Genomic DNA, 22,422 nt, shown 5'->3' with positions numbered 1-22,422 from the left:
CCGCGGCCGGGCCGACAAGCGCTTCGAGGGACGGGCCGGGCGGATCCGATCGATTCGGGCCGCCGACCGACCGTTCCCGACGCTTTCGGCGGACCGGGCCCGTACGACACGAGCGGTCGCCCCGGCACGACATGAGGGTGCTCGACCACACCAGGAGGAATTGTGAGCAGCGATCGGGACGGGATCCGCGGGGGCTGGGCCACGCCCGGCGATGACCAGCCCGACGACGAGTCCGCCATCGAGATGACGGGCGAGTTCACGATCGACTACGCGCCGCCGGCCTGGTACACGCAGAACTCGTCCGGCGCGTCGGGCGCGTCCGCGCAGGCCTCACCGCCGCCGACCCCGGCGAGCGGTACGGCGATGCCGCCCCCGCCTCCGGCGCCCCCGGTCGGCCCCGCGTTCCCGGTGCCCGCGCCGCCGGACAACTCCGGCTTCCAGCCCGGCTGGGCACCCGCGGCCGCGGTTCCGCCGCCCGCGGCCCCCGTCCAGGAGGAGCCTGAGAACGGCGACCTCGTGAGCGGGGCGACGATGCGGATCTCTTCCGCCGCGCTGAAGCGGGAGATCACGGAGCGGGGTGCGGAGACGCCGACCGCCCCTGAGCAGACCGCTGCGGAAACCCCGGCGGCTCCGGTTCCGGTTCCGGTTCCGGTTCCGGTTCCGGCCGAGAATCCCGCCGAAGGTGCCGTTGACGCGGAACCGGGTTCCGGGGAACCGGAGTTCGAGGGCGAGGTACCGGAGAACGGTGACACCGAGGGCACCGACACCGCCGAGGTGAACACTCAGGACGAGGACGGCGCGGTCGCCGACACGGACACCGGGGACTCCACGGAATCCGCGAACCCCGTGAACTCCGCGAACGACGCCGACGGCGAGAGCACCGACAACGCTCCCGCCTCTACGGCGGCCCCCGACACGGCCCCCACCGCCGACCCGGCCGACACCCCGGCGGATGACCCGGCCGGTGACACGGCCGACGCCCCGGAGCACGAGCCGGGCAACGCCGACGCAACGCCGTCCACGCCCGAGGCCGACTCCCCCCAGGCCGCCGACCCGGCCACGGACGCCACCGGGGACGTACAGGCCGACGTACAGGAAGCCCCGCCCGCCTGGGCTCCCCCGCCGGCCCCGCAGAGCGGTGTCCCGCCGCTGCCGCCCTCCTACCAGCCCGCCGCCCCGGCCCCGGCCGACCAGTGGCCCGCGCAGCCCCACCCCCAGGCTCAGCCCCCGTCGGTGGACCCCGCCGCGCCCCAACCGCCCGCGCCGCAGCAGCCGGTCGCGGCCCCGGCCCAGCCGCCGTTGCCACCTCAGCAGCAGCCTCCGTTCCAACCGCAGCCACCGCAGCCGGCACCCGCGGCCTGGGACGCACCGCCGACCCCGCAGAGCCCGGCGCCCACGGCGGCCCCCACCGGCTACGGCTTCCCTCCCCCCACGCCGAACCAGCAGAGCGGCTACGGCTTCCCGCCCCCACAGGCACCGGCCCAGCCCACCCCGAACACCCCCAACGCACCGGACCAGCAGGGCAGTTACGGCTTCCCCCCGGCCCCCGCACAGCAGGGCCCGCCCAACCCCCAGAGCGGCTACGGCTTCCCCCCTGCACCCCCCGCTCCCGCGCCGCAGACCCAGCCCGAGGGACCGCAGCCCCCGCACGCACCCCAGCCGCACCCCCAGGCCCAGCCCCCCGCCCAACCCCCGGTGGACCCCCGCACCGGTGCCGCATGGCCGCAGCCCATCCGGCACGACCAGCGGCAGCCGACCAACCCCGGTGCCGCGCCGCTCGGTTACACCGCTGCCGTGGAGCTGTCGTCGGACCGGCTGCTCAGCAACAAGAAGCAGAAGGCGAAGAGCGGCCGGCCCGGTGCCGCGCCCTCGCGGTTCAAGCTCGGCGGAAAGAAGGAAGAGGCCGAGCGGCAGCGGAAGTTGGAGCTGATCCGGACGCCGGTGCTGTCGTGCTACCGGATCGCGGTGATCAGCCTCAAGGGCGGTGTCGGCAAGACCACGACGACCACCGCGCTCGGCTCGACCCTCGCGACCGAGCGCCAGGACAAGATCCTCGCGATCGACGCCAACCCGGACGCCGGCACGCTCGGCCGCCGCGTGCGCCGCGAGACCGGCGCGACCATCCGCGACCTGGTCCAGGCGATCCCGTACCTCAACTCGTACATGGACATCCGCCGGTTCACGTCCCAGGCGCCCTCCGGTCTGGAGATCATCGCCAACGACGTCGACCCGGCCGTCTCGACCACGTTCAACGACGAGGACTACCGCCGAGCGATCGACGTCCTGGGCAACCAGTACCCGATCATCCTCACCGACTCCGGTACCGGTCTGCTGTACAGCGCGATGCGCGGTGTGCTCGACCTCGCCGACCAGCTCATCATCATCTCGACGCCGTCCGTGGACGGTGCGAGCAGCGCGAGTACGACGCTGGACTGGCTGTCGGCGCACGGCTACGCCGACCTGGTCTCACGCTCGCTCACGGTCATCTCCGGTGTCCGCGAGACCGGCAAGACGATCAAGGTGGAGGACATCGTCAGCCACTTCGAGACGCGCTGCCGCGGTGTCGTGGTCGTGCCGTTCGACGAGCATCTCGCCGCCGGTGCGGAAGTCGACCTCGACATGATGCGGCCGAAGGTCAGGGAGTCGTACTTCAACCTCGCGGCCCTGGTCGCCGAGGACTTCGTACGCCACCAGCAGATGCACGGCCTGTGGACGAGCGACGGCAACCCGCCCCCGGTCTTGGCCCCGCCGATGCCGGGCCAGCAGGGATACCCGGGGTACCCGGGACAGCCCGGGCAGCAGGGTTATCCGGCCCAGCAGCAGCACCCCGGCCAGCAGGCTCCCGGGCAACCCGGTCCCTACCCCCAGCAGCAACAGCACCAACCGCAACCGCAGCCGCCGCACCCCGGCCAGCAGTTGTACGGCCAGCAGCCCTACCCCCAGCAGGGTCAGCCCCCGGCGCAGCAGCCTCCGCCGCCGTACCCGCAGCACCCGGGCTACGCACAGCCGGAGGGTGACCAGAACCCGCCCACGCCTCCGCCGCCGCCCGCACCCCCGCAGCAGTAACGCGAAGGGCGGCCGGTTGCCAACAGGCACCGGCCGCCCTTCGGCGTCGTAGAAACGAAAACAGCTACCCGGCGTCGCCCGGGTCCGCCGAGATCAGCTCCCGGCAGCGCTTCACGTCCTGGGCGATCTGCTCCAGCAGGCCCTCCAGCGACTCGAACTTCGCCTGGCCGCGCACGAAGGCGAGGAAGTCGACGGCGACGTGCAGGCCGTACAGGTCGAGGCCGACGCGGTCGATCGCGTACGCCTCCACCGTGCGCTCGGTGCCGTCGAACTGTGGGTTCGTGCCGACCGAGATCGCGGCCGGCATGGCCTCTCCCTCGACGTGGAGGTAACCGGCGTAGACGCCGTCCGCCGGGATCGCCGTGTGGGGCAGGGTCTCGACGTTGGCCGTCGGGAAGCCCATTTCGCGGCCGCGCTGGGCGCCGCGCACCACGACGCCCTCCACCCGGTGCGGGCGGCCGAGAATCTCGCGGGCGCCCTCGACGTCGCCCTCGGCGACCAGGCGCCTGGTCAGTGTGGAAGAGAAGGGCTCGCCGCCGCCCGCCGCACCGCTCACGTAAAGATCCACCACCTCTACCTCGAAGTCGTATGTCTTGCCCTGCTCGATCAGGAAGGCCACATTGCCCGCGGCCTTGTGGCCGAAGCGGAAGTTCGGGCCCTCGACGACCGCCTTCGCGTGCAGTTTGTCCACCAGGACCTTGACCACGAAGTCGGCCGGGGACAGTTTCGAGAACTCTTTGGTGAACGGCAGGATCAGCGCCGCGTCGACCCCCAGCTCGGCCATCAGTTCGGCTCGGCGGTGGTGCGGGGCGAGCAGCGGGGGGTGGCTGCCGGGGCGCACGACCTCGCTGGGGTGCGGGTCGAAGGTGACGACGACGGAGGGAACGCCCAGCTCACGGGCGCGCTCCACGGCATGCCGGATGATCAGCTGGTGCCCGCGGTGGACCCCGTCATAAGAACCGATGGTGACGACACTGCGCCCCCAGTCCTCAGGGATGTCCTCCAAGCCACGCCAGCGCTGCACTGTGACCGCTCCTCATCGAACCCGTGTCCGTATGTAGACCTGTGTCATTGACCTCTTACGCAGGTCTAAGGGTGCCATGCCGGGGGCCTCCGGCCCGCATCGGCCTGGAGGCTGTGACCGGGCGCACGTACCGGGGCCGCTATGCGGGAACCCCCACCCCGGCCAGGTTCTCGATCATGCGCCGCGTGCTGGGTCCGACCACCGCGGCCCAGTCCTCCGGGGTGTCGGCCAGCCAGCGGGCCATCAGGGCGGCGAAGCCGGGCACGTGGCGGCCCAGGTCGACGAGGCCGCGGTCGAAACGGGTCGCGCCCGCGGGGGTACGGACGAGCAGCCGGCCGGTGCGGTGGACGAGGTCGCGGATCTCGTCGTCGTCACGGCGGCCCGCCGTGTGCAGGAGTGCGTCCAGTACGGCGGGGTCGTGCTCGTGCGCGAGCAGGAACTCCAGGAGTTCGCGGCGCAGGGGGCGGGATGCGGGGGTGCCGGGGGCGGCGAGCACGGGCGCGAGAGCGGTCCGCACCGACGCGGGGCCGCCGTCCAGGAGGCCGGTGACCAGGGGGAACAGGATCGCGCGGACGGCGGGGCCGTGGTCGAGGCACCGGTCGACGTAGACACCGAGGTACGCGGCCGTCTCCGGCCACCGTACGGCGGTCTCGCGCACCAGCACGGCGGCCCGGCGCGCGAGGGCCGGGGTCGTGACGTCGGCGAGCGTGCGGACCGCCTCGCCCGCGTGCGGTCCGTGCAGCCGGGCGCGGAAGGCTTCGAGGACCGGTTCGGGGTGCGTGGTCAGCGCGGCGGCCAGCGCGCTCGGCGGGAACTGGGGGTCGCCGGACGCGAAGTGCCGTAGCGCCTGCGGGAGATGGCGGGTGCGGGTGTGCGGATCGCGGACGAGGAGCGCGAGCGCGCCGCCGTGCAGGGTGGAGTCGGCGGGGCGGGCCAGGAGGAACTCGGCCGCGTAGCGCAGGAGTTCACGGTCCGCCTCGGTCCGTACGTGCGGCGCGGCCCGCAGTCCGTACGCCACCGCCGCCACCCTGCGCCCCGGCCGCTCGTCGTGCGCCCACCGGTCCACGGCCCGGCACACGGCCGAGGGCTCCTCCTCGGCGAGCACGGCGAGGAGTTCGTCGGCCCGCCCGTGCGCACACCCGACGAGCACCTCCGTCAGATCGTCCAGCGCCCGCCGCCGATGCGTGTGCAGCAACGCCTGCGCGGCCGTCGCCACGGTCGCCTCCGGCGTCGCGGGCAGGGGCCGCTCGTCGTCGAACCACCGGGTCAGGAGTGGTTGTACGGCGGCGGGGTCGGCGGCGAGCAACTCGGCGGCGGTGTCCAGGAATCGGGGCGGGGCGCTGCCCAGCGGGGATCCGTCGGTGAGCACGAGCCGCCGCAGCAACTCGAACCGCTCGGCCTGCGGCAGGTGCAGCGCGGCCCAGAACTCCGGCGCGAACTCCTTTGGTACGGCCGCCTGTTGCTGCCTCCGTGTCACCAACTGGTCGGCCAGCAGCCGCAATGCGTTGCCGTACGGCGTGGCATCGGGCACCCTTCGCAACACCTCGGCGAGCAGGTGGGCGGCCCACCAGGAGTCCGGGTCGGCGTCCAGGGCTGCCGCCAACTCTTCCAGTCGTACGGCCAGTTGGTGGGTGCCGTGTTGACGGGCGAGGAGGAGCAGGGCCTGTACGACGGGGCCGATGCGGTGGTGCGGTACGGGGAGGGGGTGCCCGGTATGCGGATTCCTGGACCGGTGGACCAGCGCCCGCAGGGCCTCGTCGAGGTCGAGGTGCGTGCCCTGGATCCAGTCGGCCAACTCCTCGTGGGCGAACCGGTATCCGGTCCCGGCCGGCACGAGCAGCCCCTCGGTGAGGACGGCGGACGCCCACCCGGTTCCCCCTCCGAGCCGTGCCGGTGCGGGTCCCCACGGGAACACCGCCTCGAACGACTCCCGGTCCAACTCCCCCTGCCCCGGCCCGAGACTGCGCCGCGCGGCTTCGTGCACCTGCCCGGACACCTTGGCCGCGAGGCGGCGTACGGCGGTGCCGCGCAGCCCGTTCTCCGCGGCGAGGCGGACCGCGATCCGGAGGCACATGAGGTCCAGGTAGGCCGAGAACACGTCGTCGCGGTCGATCTGGGTGTCGGGGGCGGCGGGCAGCGCGGCGAGCACCTCGGAGAGGAGCCGGAGGGCGAGGGGGTGACGGGCGTCGGTTCCGGTGAGGACGCCCTCCGGAACGCCGTACGCTGCGCGGGCTCGGCGGGCTTCGTGCGGGCCGAGGTCCCCAAGGTGCACGCACACCGGCGGAACCGTCCCGGGGGCTGCGCCCCCAGACCCCCCATCGGCCTGAACGGCCTCGTCCTCAAACGCCGGACGGGCTGAGTTATGCGGGCCTGCGCCGATGGGTCCGGGCGCCCCGAGGTGAAGCGGACCGGCGTCGTCAGGCTCGGAAGCCCCGAAATGAACGGGCCCCGCCTCGTCAGCCAGAGACACCCCAAGCCGAACTGAACCGCCGTCGTCGGACGCGGGCACCCCAACCCGAACCGAGTCACCGCCGTCGGACGCAGGCACCCTGATCTGAGCCGAGTCACCGCCGTCGGACGCAGGCACCCCGAACTGAACCGAATCACCGTTGCCGGACGCAGACACCCCAAGCTGAACTGAACCACCGCCGTCGAACGCGGGCACTCCGATCCGAACCGAGTCGCCGCCGTCGGACGCAGGCGCCCCGAACTGAACCGAGTCACCGCCGTCGGACGCGGGCACCCTGACCCGAACCGAGTCGCCATCGTCGAACGCGGGCGCCCCGACCCGAACCGAATCAGCGTCGCCGAATACAGGCACCCCGGACCCAAGCGAACCGCCCTCGTCGGATGCCCGCACCCCGAACTCACCCGCACCGACATCGCCACGCGCAGGCGCCCCACCCCGCCCCGAACCGCCCCCGCCAGCCTCAGCCACTGCCGCTGCCTCAGCCGCCCCAGAATCAAACCCCCCGTACAGCAACTCCCGTGAAAACCCCGCCCCTTCCCAGTACTCCGCCCGACACCCCACCACCAACCGCGCCCCGCACTCCCGCAACCACTCCCCCGTCCCCCGAGTCCACTCGGCCAGCCGATGAGCCAGCACAGGCGGCATCTCCTCAGGACCGTCGAGCAGCAACAGCAAAGGCCGCCCGGCGTCACGGGCAACCCGCGCCAACCGCTCGGGACCTACGTCCCCCAGGTCACCGGAGTCGCCCGCCGACAACACCGACGCGGCGACGATCCGGGCCGCCCGCTCCACCGTCCTGCGCGCCGCGTCCGCCACCGACGCGTCCCCGTCCCTCAGATCCGCGCCGCGCAACCACAGCGTGGGAGCCGGTTCCGCACCCCCGTTGCGCCGCGCGGCGAGCGCCGCGAGTTCAGTCGTACGGCCGCTGCCCGGTGCCCCGACGAGCCCGAGCACGGCGGCCGGGCTCTCGGTGAAGGCAGTGAACTCCCGTACCAGGGACGGTCGTTCGACCGGCTCCACCACACACGCGGCGTCGCCGTCACGCCCTGGACCGACGAAACCCGCGAGTGCCCCCGGCGGCCCGTCCGAGCCGACCGAGGTGGCCGTCAGTTCCAGGACTCCCGCGAGGTTGAGGTCGGCGCCGTACGCGGGCACGGTCGCCGCATTCCGTGCGAGGAGGTCAACCAGGGGCCCGTGGATGGCCCCCAACCCCCGTTCCCCATCCGGCACTTGGCGCAGCGGCACCGCGAACCCCGTGTCCCGTTGGCCGGACTGCAACGCCGTACCGAGAACACCGATCACCGCTCCGGTCACCGCGTCGAGGACCGGCCCCCCGGCCGCTCCCCCTCCCAGCCGCAGCGCGTCCCGCCCCGCCGTGCCGATCGCCAACTCCAGGGCGTCGTCGAGGAGATGGAAGCGGTCGGTGGCGGTGTAGGTCACGGAGGTCGCGCCCAAGAGGCGGGCCTCGCGCCAGCGGTCCGCTGCGACGCGGACGTACGTGCCGGTCTCGACACGCTCCCGGATCGTGACGGGGAGCGGGTCGACGCCCAGGCCCTCGGTACGGACCAGGGCCAGGTCGAGGGCGGGCAGCGGGGTCACCGCGTCGGCCGTCACCAGGCAGGTGCGGTCGCCGGTGGCGTGCAGGACGAGGCGGGGCAGTCCGTCGACCGCCTCGTGACTGGTGATGACCGTGCCGTGGTGGTCGGCTACGAAACCGGTGCCGCGCGGGCGCCCGGCGAGGTCGCGGATGCGTACCAAGGACTCGTCACCGGCAGCGGGCGCGGCACCTGGCGCGGCACCAACACCCGGCACGGCGTCCCGCGTCGACCGCTCCGCCCGTGCGTCTTCCCGCGTCCGACGGCCGCCGCCCGTCCGCGGGCCACGTCCCGCCATGGTCGAACCTCCCCGCCGTACCCATGCCCTGTGTTCGACGGTAGGCGTGGCGTGATCAGCGGGACAGATCGCGTGGTGAACGCGCCCCCTTCCGCTCCCTCGGTTCACTCCGAGCGCCTGCCCGGACGGGTGAATAGAAGCGGAGGGTTGGATACACCCTAGGGGTGGGGGAACCGAGGGGGGACCGTGGAGCGGCGGGAACGTAGACCCCGTGACCGCCGCTCCACGGGCGGGAGTTGAGGCTCCGGCCCGCCCGGGGAGCATTTCTCAGGCGAAGACCGCGAGGCTCTTGGCCTTGCCCTTCTGTTCCTCCACGAGCGCCAGGAAGCGGCCCTCGGGATCGAAGACGCCGACCGCGCCGACGCCCGCGTACTCCTCGGGGATGTCCAGGCGGACGCCGTTGAGCAGCAGCTTCGCCCGCCTGCTGTCCACGGACCAGCGCGGGAACGCGGCCTCGGCGGCCTCGGCGATCGGCATCACCGTCAGCTCCTCCTGGAGCTGGTCCAGGGTCCGCGCCGTGTCCAGCTTGTACGGGCCGACGCGGGTGCGGCGCAGGGCGGTCAGGTGGCCGCCCACGCCGAGGTCCTCGCCCAGGTCGCGGGCCAGGGCCCGGATGTAGGTGCCGGACGAGCAGACCACCGAGACCACCAGGTCCAGGACGGGGGTGCCGTCCTCGGCCACCGCGTCCCGGACGTCGTAGACCGCGAAGGAGGAGATGGTGACGGGGCGGGCGGGGATCTCGAAGTCCTCGCCGTCGCGGGCCCGTTTGTACGAGCGCACGCCCTTGATCTTGATGGCGCTGACCTTGGACGGGACCTGCATGATCTGCCCGCTGAGCTTGGCGATCCCGGCGTCGACGGCGTCCCGGGTGACCTTCGAGGCGTCTGTCGACCCCGTGATCTCGCCCTCGGCGTCGTCGGTCAGGGTGCTCTGGCCCAGGCGGATCGTGCCCAGGTACTCCTTCTCCGTGAGGGCCAAGTGCCCCAGGAGCTTTGTCGCCTTCTCGACTCCCAGGACGAGTACGCCCGTGGCCATGGGGTCGAGCGTGCCCGCGTGCCCGACGCGGCGGGTGCGGGCGATGCCGCGCATCTTGGCGACCACGTCGTGCGAGGTGAAGCCCGACGGCTTGTCCACGATGACAAGGCCGTCGGGCGTCGGGGTTTTCTCGGTCATTCGGAGGCGTCGTCCTCGTCGTCCTCGCCGGGCTTCTTGTACGGGTCCGCGTCTCCGGCGTAGGCGGCGCCCGCCGAGACCTCGCGGACCTTCTCGTCGGACTGCCGCGCCTTGTCGAGGAGGTCCTCGATGGTCTTGGCGGTGTCCGGGAGGGCGTCCGCGACGAAGGTGAGGGTCGGGGTGAACTTCACGCCGGCCGCCGCGCCGACCGCGGAGCGCAGGACGCCCCGGGCGCTCTCGAGGCCCGCCGCCGCTTCGGCTCGCGCCTCGTCGTCGCCGTAGACCGTGTAGAAGACGGTCGCCTCCCGCAGGTCGCCCGTGACGCGGGTGTCCGTGATGGTGACGTGGGTGCCGAGCCGGGGGTCCTTGATGCCGCGCTGCAGCTTCTGGGCCACCACCTCTCGGATGAGGTCCGCCAGCCTCTTGGCACGCGCGTTGTCGGCCACTGGTCCGTCTCCTTAGTAACTACGTCGTGCTGCAACTACGTCTTGCTGCTTGCTTCAGTCGTCGTCCGACTGCGGTCTCGTCCGGCTTCAGTCTTCGTCGCTGTGGAGTCTGCGTCGAACGGAGAGCAGTTCCACCTCGGGCCGCGCGGCGACGAGTCGCTCGCAGCGGTCCAGTACGTCCGTGAGGTGTCCCGTGTCCCCGGAGACCACCGCGAGCCCGATCTCGGCCCTGCGGTGGAGGTCCTGGCTGCCCGTCTCGGCCGCGCTCACCGCGTACTTGCGCTGGAGTTCGGCCACGATCGGACGGACGAGAGAGCGTTTCTCCTTCAGCGAGTGGACGTCGCCGAGGAGCAGGTCGAAGGACAGAGTCCCCACATACATGTGTGTCCGGATGTCCCGCCGGTTCGGGGTACGGGCGCCGCGCTCGGACGCCGATACAGGAACCGTACACGCAACGGCCGGGGCCGATCGACGGAAATTCTCTCCGCCGACCGGCCCCGATCGCGTGCTGTGTCGATCAGCCGCGAGGCTTCTCGCGCATCTCGTACGTCGCGATGACGTCGTCGACCTTGATGTCGTTGAAGTTGCCGAGGTTGATACCGCCCTCGAACCCTTCGCGGATCTCGGTGACGTCGTCCTTGAAGCGACGCAGACCGGAGATGGTGAGGCTCTCGGCGATGACCTTGCCGTCGCGGACGAGGCGCGCCTTGGTGTTGCGCTTGACCTCTCCGGAGCGGACCAGGACACCGGCGATGTTGCCCAGCTTGGACGACTTGAAGACCTCGCGGATCTCCGCCGTGCCGAGCTCGACCTCCTCGTACTCCGGCTTGAGCATGCCCTTGAGCGCTGCTTCGATCTCCTCGATGGCCTGGTAGATCACCGAGTAGTACCGGACGTCGACGCCCTCGCGCTCCGCCATCTGCGCCGCGCGGCCCGCAGCGCGGACGTTGAAGCCGATGACGATCGCGTCGGAGCCGGTCGCCAGGTCGATGTCCGACTCGGTGACCGCACCCACGCCGCGGTGCAGGACGCGGATGTCGACCTCGTCGCCGACGTCGAGCTGGAGCAGCGAGGACTCGAGAGCCTCCACCGAACCGGACGCGTCGCCCTTGATGATGAGGTTGAGTTCCTGCACCAGACCGGCCTTGAGGGCCTCGTCCAGGTTCTCCAGGGAGAACCGGACTCCGCGCCGGGCGAAGTTGGCGTTGCGCTCGCGCGCCGCGCGCTTCTCGGCGATCTGACGTGCCGTGCGGTCCTCGTCGACGACGAGGAAGTTGTCGCCGGCGCCCGGGACGTTGGTGAGACCGAGGACGAGGACCGGGGTCGAGGGACCCGCCTCTTCCACGTTGTCGCCCTTGTCGTCGAGCATCGCGCGGACACGGCCGTAGGCGTCGCCGACCACCATGGTGTCGCCGACCCGCAGGGTGCCGCGCTGGACCAGGACGGTCGCGACGGCGCCGCGGCCCTTGTCCAGGTGGGACTCGATCGCGATGCCCTGCGCGTCCTGCTCCGGGTTGGCCCGCAGGTCGAGCGAGGCGTCCGCGGTCAGGATCACGGCCTCCAGCAGGCTCTCGATGTTGAGGCCCTGCTTCGCGGAGATGTCGACGAACATGGTGTCGCCGCCGTACTCCTCGGCCACCAGACCGAACTCGGTGAGCTGACCGCGCACCTTGGTCGGGTCGGCACCTTCGACGTCGATCTTGTTGACCGCGACCACGATCGGCACGTCGGCCGCCTTGGCGTGGTTCAACGCCTCGATCGTCTGGGGCATCACACCGTCGTTGGCCGCCACCACGAGGATCGCGATGTCGGTCGACTTGGCACCACGGGCTCGCATGGCGGTGAACGCCTCGTGACCCGGGGTGTCGATGAAGGTGATGCGACGCTCTTCGCCGTTGACCTCGGTCGCGACCTGGTACGCACCGATGTGCTGCGTGATACCGCCGGCCTCGCCCGCGACGACGTTCGTCTTGCGGATGGTGTCCAGCAGTCGGGTCTTACCGTGGTCGACGTGACCCATGACGGTCACGACCGGCGGACGCGCGACGAGGAACTCCTCGCCACCCTCGTCCTCGCCGAACTCGATGTCGAAGGACTCGAGCAGCTCGCGGTCCTCCTCCTCGGGGCTGACGATCTCGAGGACGAAGTTCATCTCGTCCGCGAGGAGCTTCAGCGTCTCGTCGGAGACGGACTGCGTGGCAGTGACCATCTCGCCGAGGTTCATCATCACGCCGACGAGCGACGCCGGGTTGGCGTTGATCTTCTCGGCGAAGTCGGTGAGCGAGGCACCGCGCGACAGACGGACGGACTGTCCGTTGCCACGAGGCAGCATCACACCGCCGACCGACGGGGCCTGCATGGCCTCGTACTCCTGGCGCCTCTGCCGCTTCGACTTGCGACCACGACGCGCGGGACCACCGGGACGACCGAAGGCGCCCTGTGTGCCACCGCGGCCACCCGGGCCACCGGGACGGCCACCGAAGCCGGGACGGCCACCGCCGCCACCGGCGGGAGCACCCGGACGGCCGGCGAAACCGCCGCCACCGCCACCGGGACCCGCGGGACGACCGGCGAAACCGCCACCGCCGCCACCCGGACGACCGGCGAAGCCGCCGCCGCCACCGGGACGACCGCCGCCGCCACCCGGACCACCGGGACGACCGCCGCCGGCACCGGGACCGCGGCCACCGGGGCCGCCACCGGGACGGGGGCTACCCGCAGCGGGACGCTGCGGCATCATGCCGGGGTTCGGACGGTTGCCACCGGGGCCGCCGCCGGGACGCGGAGCGCCGCCCTGCGGGCGGGGCATGCCGCCCGGGGACGGACGCGCGCCGCCGGGAGCACCCGGACGGGCACCGCCCGAAGCGCCCTGGGGACGGGGACCGCCCTGACCGGCACCCTGCGGACGCGGAGCGCCGCCGGGAGCACCACCGGGACGGTCCTGACCGCCCGGACGCGGAGCACCGGGACGAGGAGCCCCGGGGCGCGCCATGCCGGTGGAACCACCGGAGGTGAACGGGTTGTTGCCCGGACGGGGACCGGCCGGACGAGCACCGGGACGTGCGCCGCCCTGACCACCCGGACGCGGAGCGCCGGGACGGTCGCCGCGGTCACTGCGCTCGGGACGGTCGCCACGACCCTGGCCACCCTGGCCGGGACCGGCCGGACGGGCACCGCCCGGACGGGGAGCCTGGCTCGCCGGACGCGGGGCGCCCGGACGGGGGGCAGAGCTGGAACCGCCGGTAGAAGCAGGGGCGGCAGGCGCGGCCGGAGCCGCGGGAGCCGCCGGCGGGGCGGTGAACTCGGGCGTGGTCGGCGCCGGCGAGGCCGGAGCCGGACGCGGCGCGGGCCGCGGACCCGGACGGGGACCACCGGCGGAGGCCGGTGCGGCGGGCGCGGCCGGGGCTGCGGGAGCCGCGGGGGCGCTCTCGGCGACGGCCGGCTTCGGGGCCGGCGGGCGCGGGGCGGCAGGACCCGGACGGGCACCCTGCGCCGGAGAGGGGGCACCCGGACGAGCCGGGGCAGCCTTGCGTGCGGGGGCGGGCTTGCCGCCTCCGCTGCCCTGCTGGAGGGCGTCTGTCAGCTTGCGTACAACGGGCGCCTCGATCGTCGAGGACGCCGAACGGACGAATTCACCGAGTTCTTGGAGCTTGGCCATGACGACCTTGCTCTCCACCCCGAACTCCTTGGCGAGTTCGTATACCCGGACCTTAGCCACTTCGCTCCTTTTAGGTCCGGGTGCGTCCGGACCGTCGCTACTTCATGGGCGTACTCATCGCGTGCTCATCGAGTGCTCATCGCAATCTCGACCTACTTCCAACTCGCGGAATACCGGGCCGCACGGAGGTTCCGTACGACTCGCTCTTACTGTGTCGCCTGCTCGACGTAGAGGCGCAACGCCTTTGTGTCGAGCGCTCCCTGGGCACGCAGCGCCCGTGGGAACGCCCGGCGGCGTACCGCCAGGTCGAGACAGACCAGGGCGGGGTGCAGATACGCGCCCCGGCCGGGCAGCGTACCGCGATGATCGGGAGCGCATTCGCCCTCGACCGCCACGATCCGCAGCAGTTCCTTCTTGGCCGCTCGCTCCCGGCACCCCACACAGGTGCGTTCAGGGCATGCGCGGGCTCGCGTCCGGCCAGACACTGCTAAGTCTACCTCCCCGCACCGACCTCACCCCTTCGGGGGAAGAATCGAACGGTTGTTGTCGTGATCTAAGCCACTCGCGGCCGAGATCTATTCCCCTGCCTGGTCGGACGGCTGTTCGGTGTCCGGACGGATGTCGATGCGCCACCCCGTCAGGCGGGCCGCGAGCCGGGCATTCTGCCCTTCCTTGCCGATCGCCAGGGACAGCTGGTAGTCCGGCACCGTCACGCGCGCGGAGCGGGCCGCGAGGTCCACCACCTCGACCTTGGAGACCCGCGCCGGGGAGAGCGCGTTGGCGACCATCTCGGCCGGGTCGTCCGACCAGTCGACGATGTCGATCTTCTCGCCGCTCAGCTCGCCCATCACCGCGCGCACCCGACCGCCCATGGGGCCGATGCAGGCGCCCTTGGCGTTCAGACCGCTGCGGGTGGAGCGGACGGCGATCTTCGTACGGTGGCCGGCCTCGCGCGCGATGGCGGCGATCTCCACCGAACCGTCGGCGATCTCCGGCACCTCCATGGCGAACAGCTTCTTCACCAGATTGGGATGCGTACGGGACAGCGTCACGGACGGACCGCGCACACCCTTCGCCACCCGGACGACATACGACCGAAGGCGCATCCCGTGCGGGTACGTCTCGCCGGGGACCTGCTCCTGCACCGGCAGGATGGCCTCCAGCTTGCCGATGTCGACGAGCACGTTCTTCGGGTCGCGGCCCTGCTGGACGACTCCGGTGACGATGTCGCCCTCGCGGCCCGCGTACTCGCCGAGCGTCGCGTCGTCCTGCGCGTCCCGCAGGCGCTGCAGGATGACCTGCTTGGCGGTGGTGGCGGCGATCCGCCCGAAGTCGGACGGGGTGTCGTCGAACTCGCGCGCCTCCTGCCCCTCCTCCAGGTCCTCGGGGTCCTCCTTCGCCCACACGGTCACATGACCGGTCTCCCGGTCGAGCTTCACGCGCGCGTGGCGGCGGCTTCCCTCGGTGCGGTGGTAGGCGATGAGGAGCGCCGACTCGATCGCCTCGACCAGCAGGTCGAAGGAGATCTCCTTCTCCCGCACCAAGCCCCGCAGGGCACTCATGTCGATGTCCACGGCTACGCCTCCTCTGCGTTCTCTTCGTTGTCTTCGATGTCGTCGTTCTTGCTCTTGCGGTTGAACTCGACCTGGACGCGGGCCTTGACGACGTCCGCGAAGGCGAGCCGCTTGGCGGTGGGCTTGCGCCCCTTCACGCCGGGCACCTCGACGTCGATGCCGTCGTCGTCCACCTTGAGGATCCGGGCGACCAGCTCACCGCTCTCGGCCAGCTGGAACTTCACCAGCCGGTCGGTGGCGCGGACGTAGTGACGGTGTTCGGTGAGCTCGCGCTCGGCACCGGGGGTCCCGACCTCCAGGGTGTACTCGCCCGCACCCATCGCGTCGGTCTCGTCGAGCTTCGCCGAGAGCGCGCGGCTCACATCGGCGATCTGGTCCAGATCAGCGCCGGAGTCGGAATCGACGACCACGCGCAGCACCCGCTTGCGTCCTACGGAGTCCACCGCGACCTCTTCGAGATCGAGTCCCTGGGAGCCGACGAGCGGTTCCAGCAGTTCTCGCAGCCTCTCGCTCTGGGTCGTGCTCATCCGGGTGACTCCTCGGCCGCGTGTGCTGTTGTGGGTAGGGCGCGTGTCTGGTCAAAGGGTATCCGGTCCCGGGGTGTGTTGCCGTCCACGGGTGCCTCCGGCGGTGGGGTGGGGCGCCTTTGGGCTCGGGTGGTTGCGGTGGTCTGGCGGGTGCGGGTCGGTGGGGGGCCGATCGCGCCGTTCCCCGCGCCCCTGGGGGTGGCCCACGAGCCGGTGACATGAGTCGGGGGCTTCCGCGGGTACCGTGATCACGGGCCGCGTCGCCCTTCTCGCCTTTTCGTTCGTACGAGCCCCCGAGGACGATCTGCCGTGCCGTTCCCCCCGCCTCCGCGCACCCTTCTGGGACCGCGTAGAAGGAGCCTGCTCGTCTCGGCCGCCGGTGCCGCTCTCCTGGTGGGCTGTTCCACCGGCGACGACTCCGGGACCACGGGCGGCAGCGAGTCCGCCGCCGAACGCGCACGCGCGCGTGCGGCCGCCGACAGCGAAACCCTCCTCCTGCACTACGACGCCGTCCTCGCCGCGCACCCGACGCTGGCGGAGCGCCTGGACCCGCTGCGGGCGGAGGTCGTACGGCACGCGACGGCCTTCGGCGGCAGCAGCTCGACACCGTCCGCTACGGCGACTGCCTCGCCGTCGGCGTCCGCTACGGCCGTACCCGCGACCCCGAGCGATGCCCTCGCCGACCTGGCCGCCGCCGAGCGGGGTCTCGCCGACCGGCGGGCCAAGGCGCTGCTCGATCTGCCCGGTGAACTGGCCCGGCTGCTGGCCTCGGTGGCGGCCGCGGGGGCCGCGCACGCGTATCTGCTGACGGAGGGTGCCAAGTGAGCGAGGAGAAGGCCGCGGAACTGACCGCGCTGCAGGCCGCGTTGGCCGCCGAGCACGCGGCGGTGTACGGCTACGGCGTCGTCGGCGGGCGTATCCGCGAGGGCCGACGGATCGAGGCCAAGGCGGCCTACGACGCCCATCGCGCCCGGCGTGACGCGCTGGTCCGCGAGGTGCGGGACCTGGGCGGCACGCCCGTGGCCGCGTCCGCCGCGTACGCGCTGCCGTTCGCGGTGCCGGACTCGGCGGCGGCCGTACAGCTGGCCGCGGAGCTGGAGGACCGGGTCGCCGGGGTCTACTCCGACCTCGTGCGGGCGTCCACGGGCGGGGTGCGCGGTACGGCCGCGGAGGCGCTGCGGGAAGCGGCGGTCCGCGCGGTGCGCTGGCGCGGCGGGAGCGTACCCTTCCCTGGTCTCGCCGAGCGGGCCGCGACCCCCACGGCCCCGGCGACACCCACGGCGTGATCCGCACCGGGACGCAAGACCGCAGGACCGTAGGAAGGGAACAACTCGCGCATGGCTTTCGAACCGCCGCGGCGTCTGGTGAGGGCGCTCGGGGAGACGGCACCGAGCGGTGACGACTGGTTGGAGAAGCTGCCCGAGGTGGCTCAACAGGCCGTTGATCTACGCGAGTTGACTGTGGAGCGGGTGCAGGTTCCCGGCGGGCGCAGCAGTCTCGTTGTGCTGGTGCGGCGGGCTGATGGAACCCCGGCCGTGCTGAAGTTGGCCCCGCGTCGGGCCCGCCCGGAGAGTGAGCGGGCCGCGCTGGCGCGGTGGGGTGGGCTGGGTGCCGTGCAGCTTGTCGAGCCGTTCGCCGCCGAGGGTGTGCTCGTGCTGGAGCGGTTGCATCCTGATGTGTCGGTGCGGTCGTTGCCCGAGGCGAAGGCGTTGCTGGAGGCGGCGGGGACGTTGCGGCGGTTGTGGGTGGAGCCGCCTGGTGATCATGCGTTTGAGACTGTGGCCGAGCGGACGGGGCGGCAGGCGCGGGTGATGCGGGACAGCGGTGGGGCGGAGGTTGCTTCGTTGGTCTCGGCCGCGTTGGAGGCTCGGGAGGCGTTGGTGGCTGCGCCGCCTGAGGTTCGGTTGCTGCACGGGACGTTTCGGCAAAGCAAGGTGTTGGCTGCTGAGCGGGTGTCGTGGCTGGCCGTGGGGCCGGATCCGGTTGTGGGTGAGTGTGCGTTTGATCTGGCTCGGTTGGTTCGGGATCGGGTTGAGGATTTGATTGCTACGCCTTCGGGGGCGTCCACAACTCGGCGTCGGATCAAGCGACTTGCTGAGTCTTTGGATGTGGATCAGGAGCGGTTGCGGGGGTGGACGTTGTTCCGGGCCGTTGAGTCGGGGGTGCGGGCACTGCGCGTGGGGCGGCCTCGGGATGCTGAGTTGTTGCTGGAATTTGCTGGGTGGCTATAGGTCTCGTTTTTGGCTGCGGGTGGGTGGGGGCTGGGCGCGCCCACGCGGCGGAGCCGCAAATCGACACAGCCCCGCGCCCCTAAAAGACCTCAGTCCCCCGTGTTTTGTCGTACCGCCCTTACTCCGTCCTTCCATACCTCTGTCACGTTGGAAGGCAGCGCCGTGAGGTCCAAAGCGTCGCCCTCGACGAGCACCAGGTCTGCTCTGTTGCCTGGTTCTACGGTGCCCAGGTCGTCGTAGCCCAGAAGGCGGGCCGCCGATGATGTGGTCGCTGCCAGGACCTCGGCCGGGGTCATGCCGCAGGCCTGCATGAGCGGCAGTTCGTCCAGGTTGGTGCCGTGCGGGCCGATTCCGCTGTCCGTTCCCATGGCTATGCGGACGCCTGCCTCGGCTGCTCGGCGTACTGAGGTGGCGTGGGCCTCGGTTACCTCCTTCGCCTTGCGGAGCATCGCTTCGGGGATCTCGATGCCGGACTCGGCCGCTCGGATCACCGATACCGGGGCGATCAGGGTGGGGACCAGCCAGGTACCTCGGGTCAGCATGAGGTCTATTGCCTCGTCGTCCAGGTGGATGCCGTGTTCTATGGAGCGGATTCCGGCTCGGACGGCGTTCTTGATGCCCTCGGCGCCCTGGGCGTGGGCCATGACGTAGCGGCCCTGGGCGGTTGCCTCGGTCACCAGGATGTCCAGTTCCTCCGGGGTGAACTGGCTGTGGCGGGGGTCGTCGCGTGGGGAGAGGACGCCGCCGGTGGTGCATACCTTGAGGACGTCCGCACCGGCGCGGAGCAGGGTGCGGGCGGTGCGGCGCATTTCGTCGGGGCCGTCGGCGAGCGCGGGTGGGCGGCCCGGGTGCGGTACGGCGAGGCCGGCGCACTGGCCCGAGGGCATCCAGGGGTCGCCGTGGCCGCCGGTCTGGGTGATCAGGCCGATGGAGATCTGGACGCGGGGGCCGGTCAACAGGCCGTCCTCCACTGCCTGTTTGATGCCCAGGTCGGCTCCGGCCGCGTCGCGGACCGTGGTGATGCCCGCTTCGAGGGTGCGGCGCAGGTTCACCGCCGCCTCGTAGAACTGGTACGAGAACGGCTTCTGCAACGCCCCCAGCAAACCTATGCCGTTGAGCGTGAGGTGGACGTGGCAGTCGAACAGGCCCGGGAGCAACGTGCGGCCTGTGCAGTCGACTTGGGTGTCGCCGTCCAGGCCTGTTCCTACGTCGACTATGCGGCCTTCGGCCACGACCACGTCGGCGGGGGCGGGATCCGTGCCGGTGCCGTCGAAGAGCAGGCCGCCTGTGAAGACCGTACTGGGTGGGGAGTTGTTCATGCGGTCACCGCAACTTGGTTGTCGGGGTCAGGAGTTGTCCTGCGGGCCAGGAGGCGTTCCGCGGGGGTCGCGAGGGCCAGGACGATCAGGTTCGCGGCCAGACCTATCAGGCCCACGTTGACGTTGCCCGCCAGGTCCTTGTTCCAGAACGTCAGCCAGATGACGGCCAGTTCGCCCACGAACAGGCCCGCCAGGATCGGGACCTTGCCCACCGGGCGGCGCGTCAGGAAGCCGAGGGCGATGGCGGGGGCGAGTTGGACCGTGCCGCTGTAGGTGAGCAGGAGGAGGTTGGCCAGCAGGTCGGGGCGGAAGATCGCCAGGAGGAGGGACAGGCCACACGCCGCCACCACCGTGCCGTGGTTGATCCAGAACTGGGTGCGTTCGCCCTGTACGCGGGCGATGTTGCGGGCCACGAGGGAGGAGATGCCGATCAGGATGCCCGCCGCCGGGACCATCGCCGTCGCGATCGCCGCGATCACCACCAGGCCCGTCGCCCACGCGGGCAGGACCTGCTTGCTCAGGGTCAGGAGGATGCCGTTGGCCGAACTACCCGGTTTGAGGACCAGGATGGCTGCGAAGCCGACGATGATCGGCATCAGGAGGCAGAGTTCGTAGAGGGGCATCCAGGTGTAGTTGCGGCGCAGGACCTTGGGGTCGCGGGCGGACATCACGGCGGGCCAGGCGTGCGGGAGGCACATCAGGCCTACGCCGATCGCGCTGACCAACATGCTTGTGGTGAACCAGACTTGGTCGGCTGGGCCCGCGTGGATCGTCAGCATCTCGGGGTGGAGCTTGTCGATGCGGTGGAACATCGCGCTGACCCCGCCCGCGAAGTGGGAGGGGATGGCGACGAGGAGTACCCCCAGGACGACGAGCATGATGACGTCCTTGAAGTACGACGTCATCGCGACGCCGTGCAGGCCCGCCCAGAGGACGAAGGCCACGACCAGCACGCTGCCGATGATCATGCTGAGGGTGCCGGAGGACGAGTTGCCGGTGACCAGCTGGACTATCAACCCCAGCCCGGTGATCTGGAGTTGGAGGTAGGGGAGGACGAAGACCACGCCCAGGACTGCCGCTACCGTGCCGAGCAGTTTGCTGTCGTAGCGGTCCTCCAGGTAGTCGCCCTGGGTGAGGTAGCCGCGCTCCTTGCCCAGCGACCAGAGGCGCTTGGCGAGGAAGAACAGGACCATGTAGCCGATGGGGACGTACGGGAGGGCGTAGAGGGCCGCCACTCCGCCGCTGAACGCGAGGCCCGCCATGCCGAGGAAGGTGAAGGTGGTGAACACCTCGCCGGCCTGGAGGAACCACATGCTCACCGCGCCGAAGTTCCGTCCGCCCACCGCCCATTCGGAGAGGTCGGCGGCGGGCTTGCGGCGGCCGGCGAAGCCGAGGACGCCGATCAGCACGATGCCGGTGAACGTCATGATGAGGATGGTCGTCACTGGTCGGTCCCCTCGGCGGCGATGGTGGTTGTCCCGGTCGACTCCGCTGCCTCGCGGGCCATTTGACGTTCCGTCAGCAGCAGTGCGGGGGTGCACAGCACGCACCATGCCGCGCCCCACACGAGCATCCGGGGCAGGCCGAACCACAGCCCGTCGGTGTTCACGAACGGCAGGAACGGCATGAGGACCAGGGCCAGCGCGGGCACGGCGGGGATCAGGTGGTAGGGGCGCACTACGCGGTCTCCTTCGCGGGGAGGTCGAGTCGGCGGACGGCGAGTTCGGCCAGCAGCGCGGCTCCGTCGGCGAGCACGCTGTCGTCGAAGGCGGCGAGCGGGGAGTGGTTTCCGGGCGCGGTCTCCGGGTCGCCGGTGGTGTCGGCACCCAGGAACACGAAGGCGCCCGGCACCCGGTCCAGGACCCGGGAGAAGTCCTCCGAGCCGGTGATCGGGTCGGCCAGCGGCGCGAAACGCTCTTCCCCGAAGGCCTCGCGGACGGTGTCGGCGAGGAAGTCGTGCTCGGCGAGGTGGTTGACCGTGACCGGGTACTCGGGGACGAACTCGACCTCGGCGGTGAGGCCATGGGCCGCCGCGATGTCCTCGCAGAGGCGTACGGCGACCTCGGCGACGCGTTCGGCGGCGGCCGGGGTGAAGGTGCGCACGGTCGCCTCGAACACGGCGTCGTCGGGGATGACGTTGCGCCGGGTGCCCGCGTGGAAGGTGCCGACGGTGACCACGACCGGGTCGAAGACATCGAAGCGCCGGGTCACCATCGTCTGCAGCGCGGTGACCATCTCGCAGGCCGCCGGCACCGGGTCCAGCGCGGCGTGCGGCCTCGATCCGTGCCCGCCCGCTCCTACGACCCGTACGTGCAGGCCCGCCGAGGCCGCCATCAGCGTGCCGGGGCGGGAGCTGAAGACGCCGGTGGGGTACGACGACGAGCTGACATGGAGTCCGTAGGCCGCGTCGGCCGGGCGGCCCGCAGCCGTCAGGACGCCCTCCTCGACCATGTGCCCGGCGCCGTCCCAGCCCTCCTCCCCCGGCTGGAACATGAACACCACGTCCCCGGCGAGGAGTTCACGCCGGTCGGCGAGCAGCCGGGCCGCGCCGACGAGTCCGGCGGTGTGCAGATCGTGGCCGCAGGCGTGCATGGCGCCGTCGATGCGGGAGGTGAACTCCGCGCCGGTGCGCTCGGTGACCGGGAGGCCGTCCATGTCTCCGCGCAGCAGGACGACGGGGCCGCGTCCGGGCTCGCCGCCACCGCCGCGGAGCACTGCCGTGACGGAGGACAGTGACGTGCCGGTGCTGATCTCCAGCGGCAGTCCGTCCAGGGCGGCCAGCACCTTCTCCTGCGTGCGCGGCAGGTGCAGGCCGATCTCCGGTTCCTGGTGCAACGCCCGGCGCAGGACGGCCAGTTCGTCCTGGAGTTCGCATGCGTCGTCTCTCAGCGTCATCCCGTTCCCCTCGTAGGTCACTCCCGCAACTCCAGGACGCTGCCCAGCCGGACGGGTGCTCGCGCATCCGGTGCCGTACGGACCGTGCTTCTGGTCGGCAATGATGAGAGGGCGGTGCATCACCGTCGCGATTTTTGGAGAGATCC

At 71.6% G+C, this 22,422-nt stretch carries 17 protein-coding genes; 4 read left to right on the top strand and 13 right to left on the bottom strand.

Annotated elements, in window-relative coordinates; genetic code table 11:
• Window positions 1–162 precede the first annotated feature (162 nt).
• The gene (locus OO69_RS35195; RefSeq protein WP_033284961.1) at window positions 163–3,066 is read left to right on the top strand and encodes an SCO5717 family growth-regulating ATPase; all 2,904 of its coding nucleotides are present in this window, start codon (window positions 163–165) and stop codon (window positions 3,064–3,066) included.
• A gap of 64 nt (window positions 3,067–3,130) precedes the next feature.
• Here the strand turns inward: OO69_RS35195 and OO69_RS35190 are convergent, their stop codons facing one another.
• The 9 genes from OO69_RS35190 to rimP form a co-directional block, all read right to left on the bottom strand.
• The gene (locus tag OO69_RS35190) at window positions 3,131–4,090 is read right to left on the bottom strand and encodes a bifunctional riboflavin kinase/FAD synthetase (protein ID WP_033284960.1); all 960 of its coding nucleotides are present in this window, start codon (window positions 4,088–4,090) and stop codon (window positions 3,131–3,133) included.
• A gap of 139 nt (window positions 4,091–4,229) precedes the next feature.
• Window positions 4,230–8,453 (bottom strand): hypothetical protein, encoded by a 4,224-nt coding sequence (locus OO69_RS49595; RefSeq protein WP_078652708.1) that lies wholly within the window; start codon window positions 8,451–8,453, stop codon window positions 4,230–4,232.
• Window positions 8,454–8,720: 267 nt separating this feature from the next.
• Window positions 8,721–9,626, bottom strand: a complete 906-nt coding sequence (gene truB / locus OO69_RS35180) for a tRNA pseudouridine(55) synthase TruB (protein ID WP_033284959.1) — start codon at window positions 9,624–9,626, stop codon at window positions 8,721–8,723.
• Window positions 9,623–10,072 carry a 30S ribosome-binding factor RbfA gene (rbfA, locus tag OO69_RS35175; protein WP_033284958.1) on the bottom strand — a complete coding sequence of 150 codons (450 nt, stop codon included), beginning with the start codon at window positions 10,070–10,072 and terminating at the stop codon, window positions 9,623–9,625. The genes truB and rbfA overlap by 4 nt, the downstream gene beginning before the upstream one ends.
• Before the next feature lie 87 nt (window positions 10,073–10,159).
• On the bottom strand, window positions 10,160–10,453 hold the full coding sequence (locus OO69_RS35170; protein WP_019064765.1) for a DUF503 domain-containing protein: 294 nt from the start codon (window positions 10,451–10,453) through the stop codon (window positions 10,160–10,162).
• A gap of 136 nt (window positions 10,454–10,589) precedes the next feature.
• Window positions 10,590–13,790 carry a translation initiation factor IF-2 gene (infB, locus tag OO69_RS50680; RefSeq protein ID WP_078652707.1) on the bottom strand — a complete coding sequence of 1,067 codons (3,201 nt, stop codon included), beginning with the start codon at window positions 13,788–13,790 and terminating at the stop codon, window positions 10,590–10,592.
• 146 nt (window positions 13,791–13,936) lie between these two features.
• Window positions 13,937–14,215, bottom strand: coding sequence for a YlxR family protein (locus OO69_RS35155; protein ID WP_078652706.1), 279 nt, complete (start codon window positions 14,213–14,215; stop codon window positions 13,937–13,939).
• A gap of 90 nt (window positions 14,216–14,305) precedes the next feature.
• Window positions 14,306–15,304, bottom strand: coding sequence for a transcription termination factor NusA (gene nusA, locus OO69_RS35150; RefSeq protein ID WP_033284955.1), 999 nt, complete (start codon window positions 15,302–15,304; stop codon window positions 14,306–14,308).
• 2 nt (window positions 15,305–15,306) lie between these two features.
• Entirely contained in the window at window positions 15,307–15,831 is a 525-nt protein-coding gene (rimP, locus tag OO69_RS35145) for a ribosome maturation factor RimP (protein WP_033284954.1), read from the bottom strand.
• 309 nt (window positions 15,832–16,140) lie between these two features.
• On the opposite strand from rimP, the gene OO69_RS35140 reads away from it, so the two are divergent.
• The 3 genes from OO69_RS35140 to OO69_RS35130 are packed head-to-tail and all read left to right on the top strand — an operon-like array spanning window position 16,141 to window position 18,062.
• Window positions 16,141–16,656: a hypothetical protein gene (locus OO69_RS35140; RefSeq protein ID WP_033284953.1), complete on the top strand. Its 516-nt coding sequence runs from the start codon at window positions 16,141–16,143 to the stop codon at window positions 16,654–16,656.
• Window positions 16,653–17,117 (top strand): ferritin-like domain-containing protein, encoded by a 465-nt coding sequence (locus OO69_RS35135; protein ID WP_033284952.1) that lies wholly within the window; start codon window positions 16,653–16,655, stop codon window positions 17,115–17,117. Before OO69_RS35140 ends, OO69_RS35135 begins: the two co-directional genes overlap by 4 nt.
• A 51-nt stretch (window positions 17,118–17,168) precedes the next feature.
• Window positions 17,169–18,062 carry an aminoglycoside phosphotransferase family protein gene (locus OO69_RS35130; RefSeq protein ID WP_033284951.1) on the top strand — a complete coding sequence of 298 codons (894 nt, stop codon included), beginning with the start codon at window positions 17,169–17,171 and terminating at the stop codon, window positions 18,060–18,062.
• A gap of 89 nt (window positions 18,063–18,151) precedes the next feature.
• Here the strand turns inward: OO69_RS35130 and OO69_RS35125 are convergent, their stop codons facing one another.
• Genes OO69_RS35125 through OO69_RS35110 form a run of 4 tightly spaced genes read right to left on the bottom strand, consistent with a single transcriptional unit; the run spans window position 18,152 to window position 22,276 of the window.
• Window positions 18,152–19,381, bottom strand: a complete 1,230-nt coding sequence (locus tag OO69_RS35125) for a metal-dependent hydrolase family protein (RefSeq protein ID WP_033284950.1) — start codon at window positions 19,379–19,381, stop codon at window positions 18,152–18,154.
• Complete coding sequence (locus tag OO69_RS35120; RefSeq protein WP_033284949.1) at window positions 19,378–20,826, bottom strand: sodium:solute symporter family protein; 1,449 nt, start codon at window positions 20,824–20,826, stop codon at window positions 19,378–19,380. The genes OO69_RS35125 and OO69_RS35120 overlap by 4 nt, the downstream gene beginning before the upstream one ends.
• On the bottom strand, window positions 20,823–21,059 hold the full coding sequence (locus tag OO69_RS35115; protein WP_033284948.1) for a hypothetical protein: 237 nt from the start codon (window positions 21,057–21,059) through the stop codon (window positions 20,823–20,825). Before OO69_RS35115 ends, OO69_RS35120 begins: the two co-directional genes overlap by 4 nt.
• A complete protein-coding gene (locus tag OO69_RS35110; protein ID WP_033284985.1) occupies window positions 21,059–22,276 on the bottom strand; it encodes a M20 metallopeptidase family protein in 1,218 nt (405 codons plus the stop codon). The genes OO69_RS35115 and OO69_RS35110 overlap by 1 nt, the downstream gene beginning before the upstream one ends.
• Window positions 22,277–22,422 lie beyond the last annotated feature (146 nt).

The organism is Streptomyces sp. NRRL F-525 (assembly GCF_000716605.1).
In the GTDB taxonomy this organism is placed as follows: Bacteria; Actinomycetota; Actinomycetes; order Streptomycetales; family Streptomycetaceae; genus Streptomyces.
Note: the sequence above shows the minus strand (reverse complement) of the source record. Positions and strands in the feature narration are given on the sequence as shown.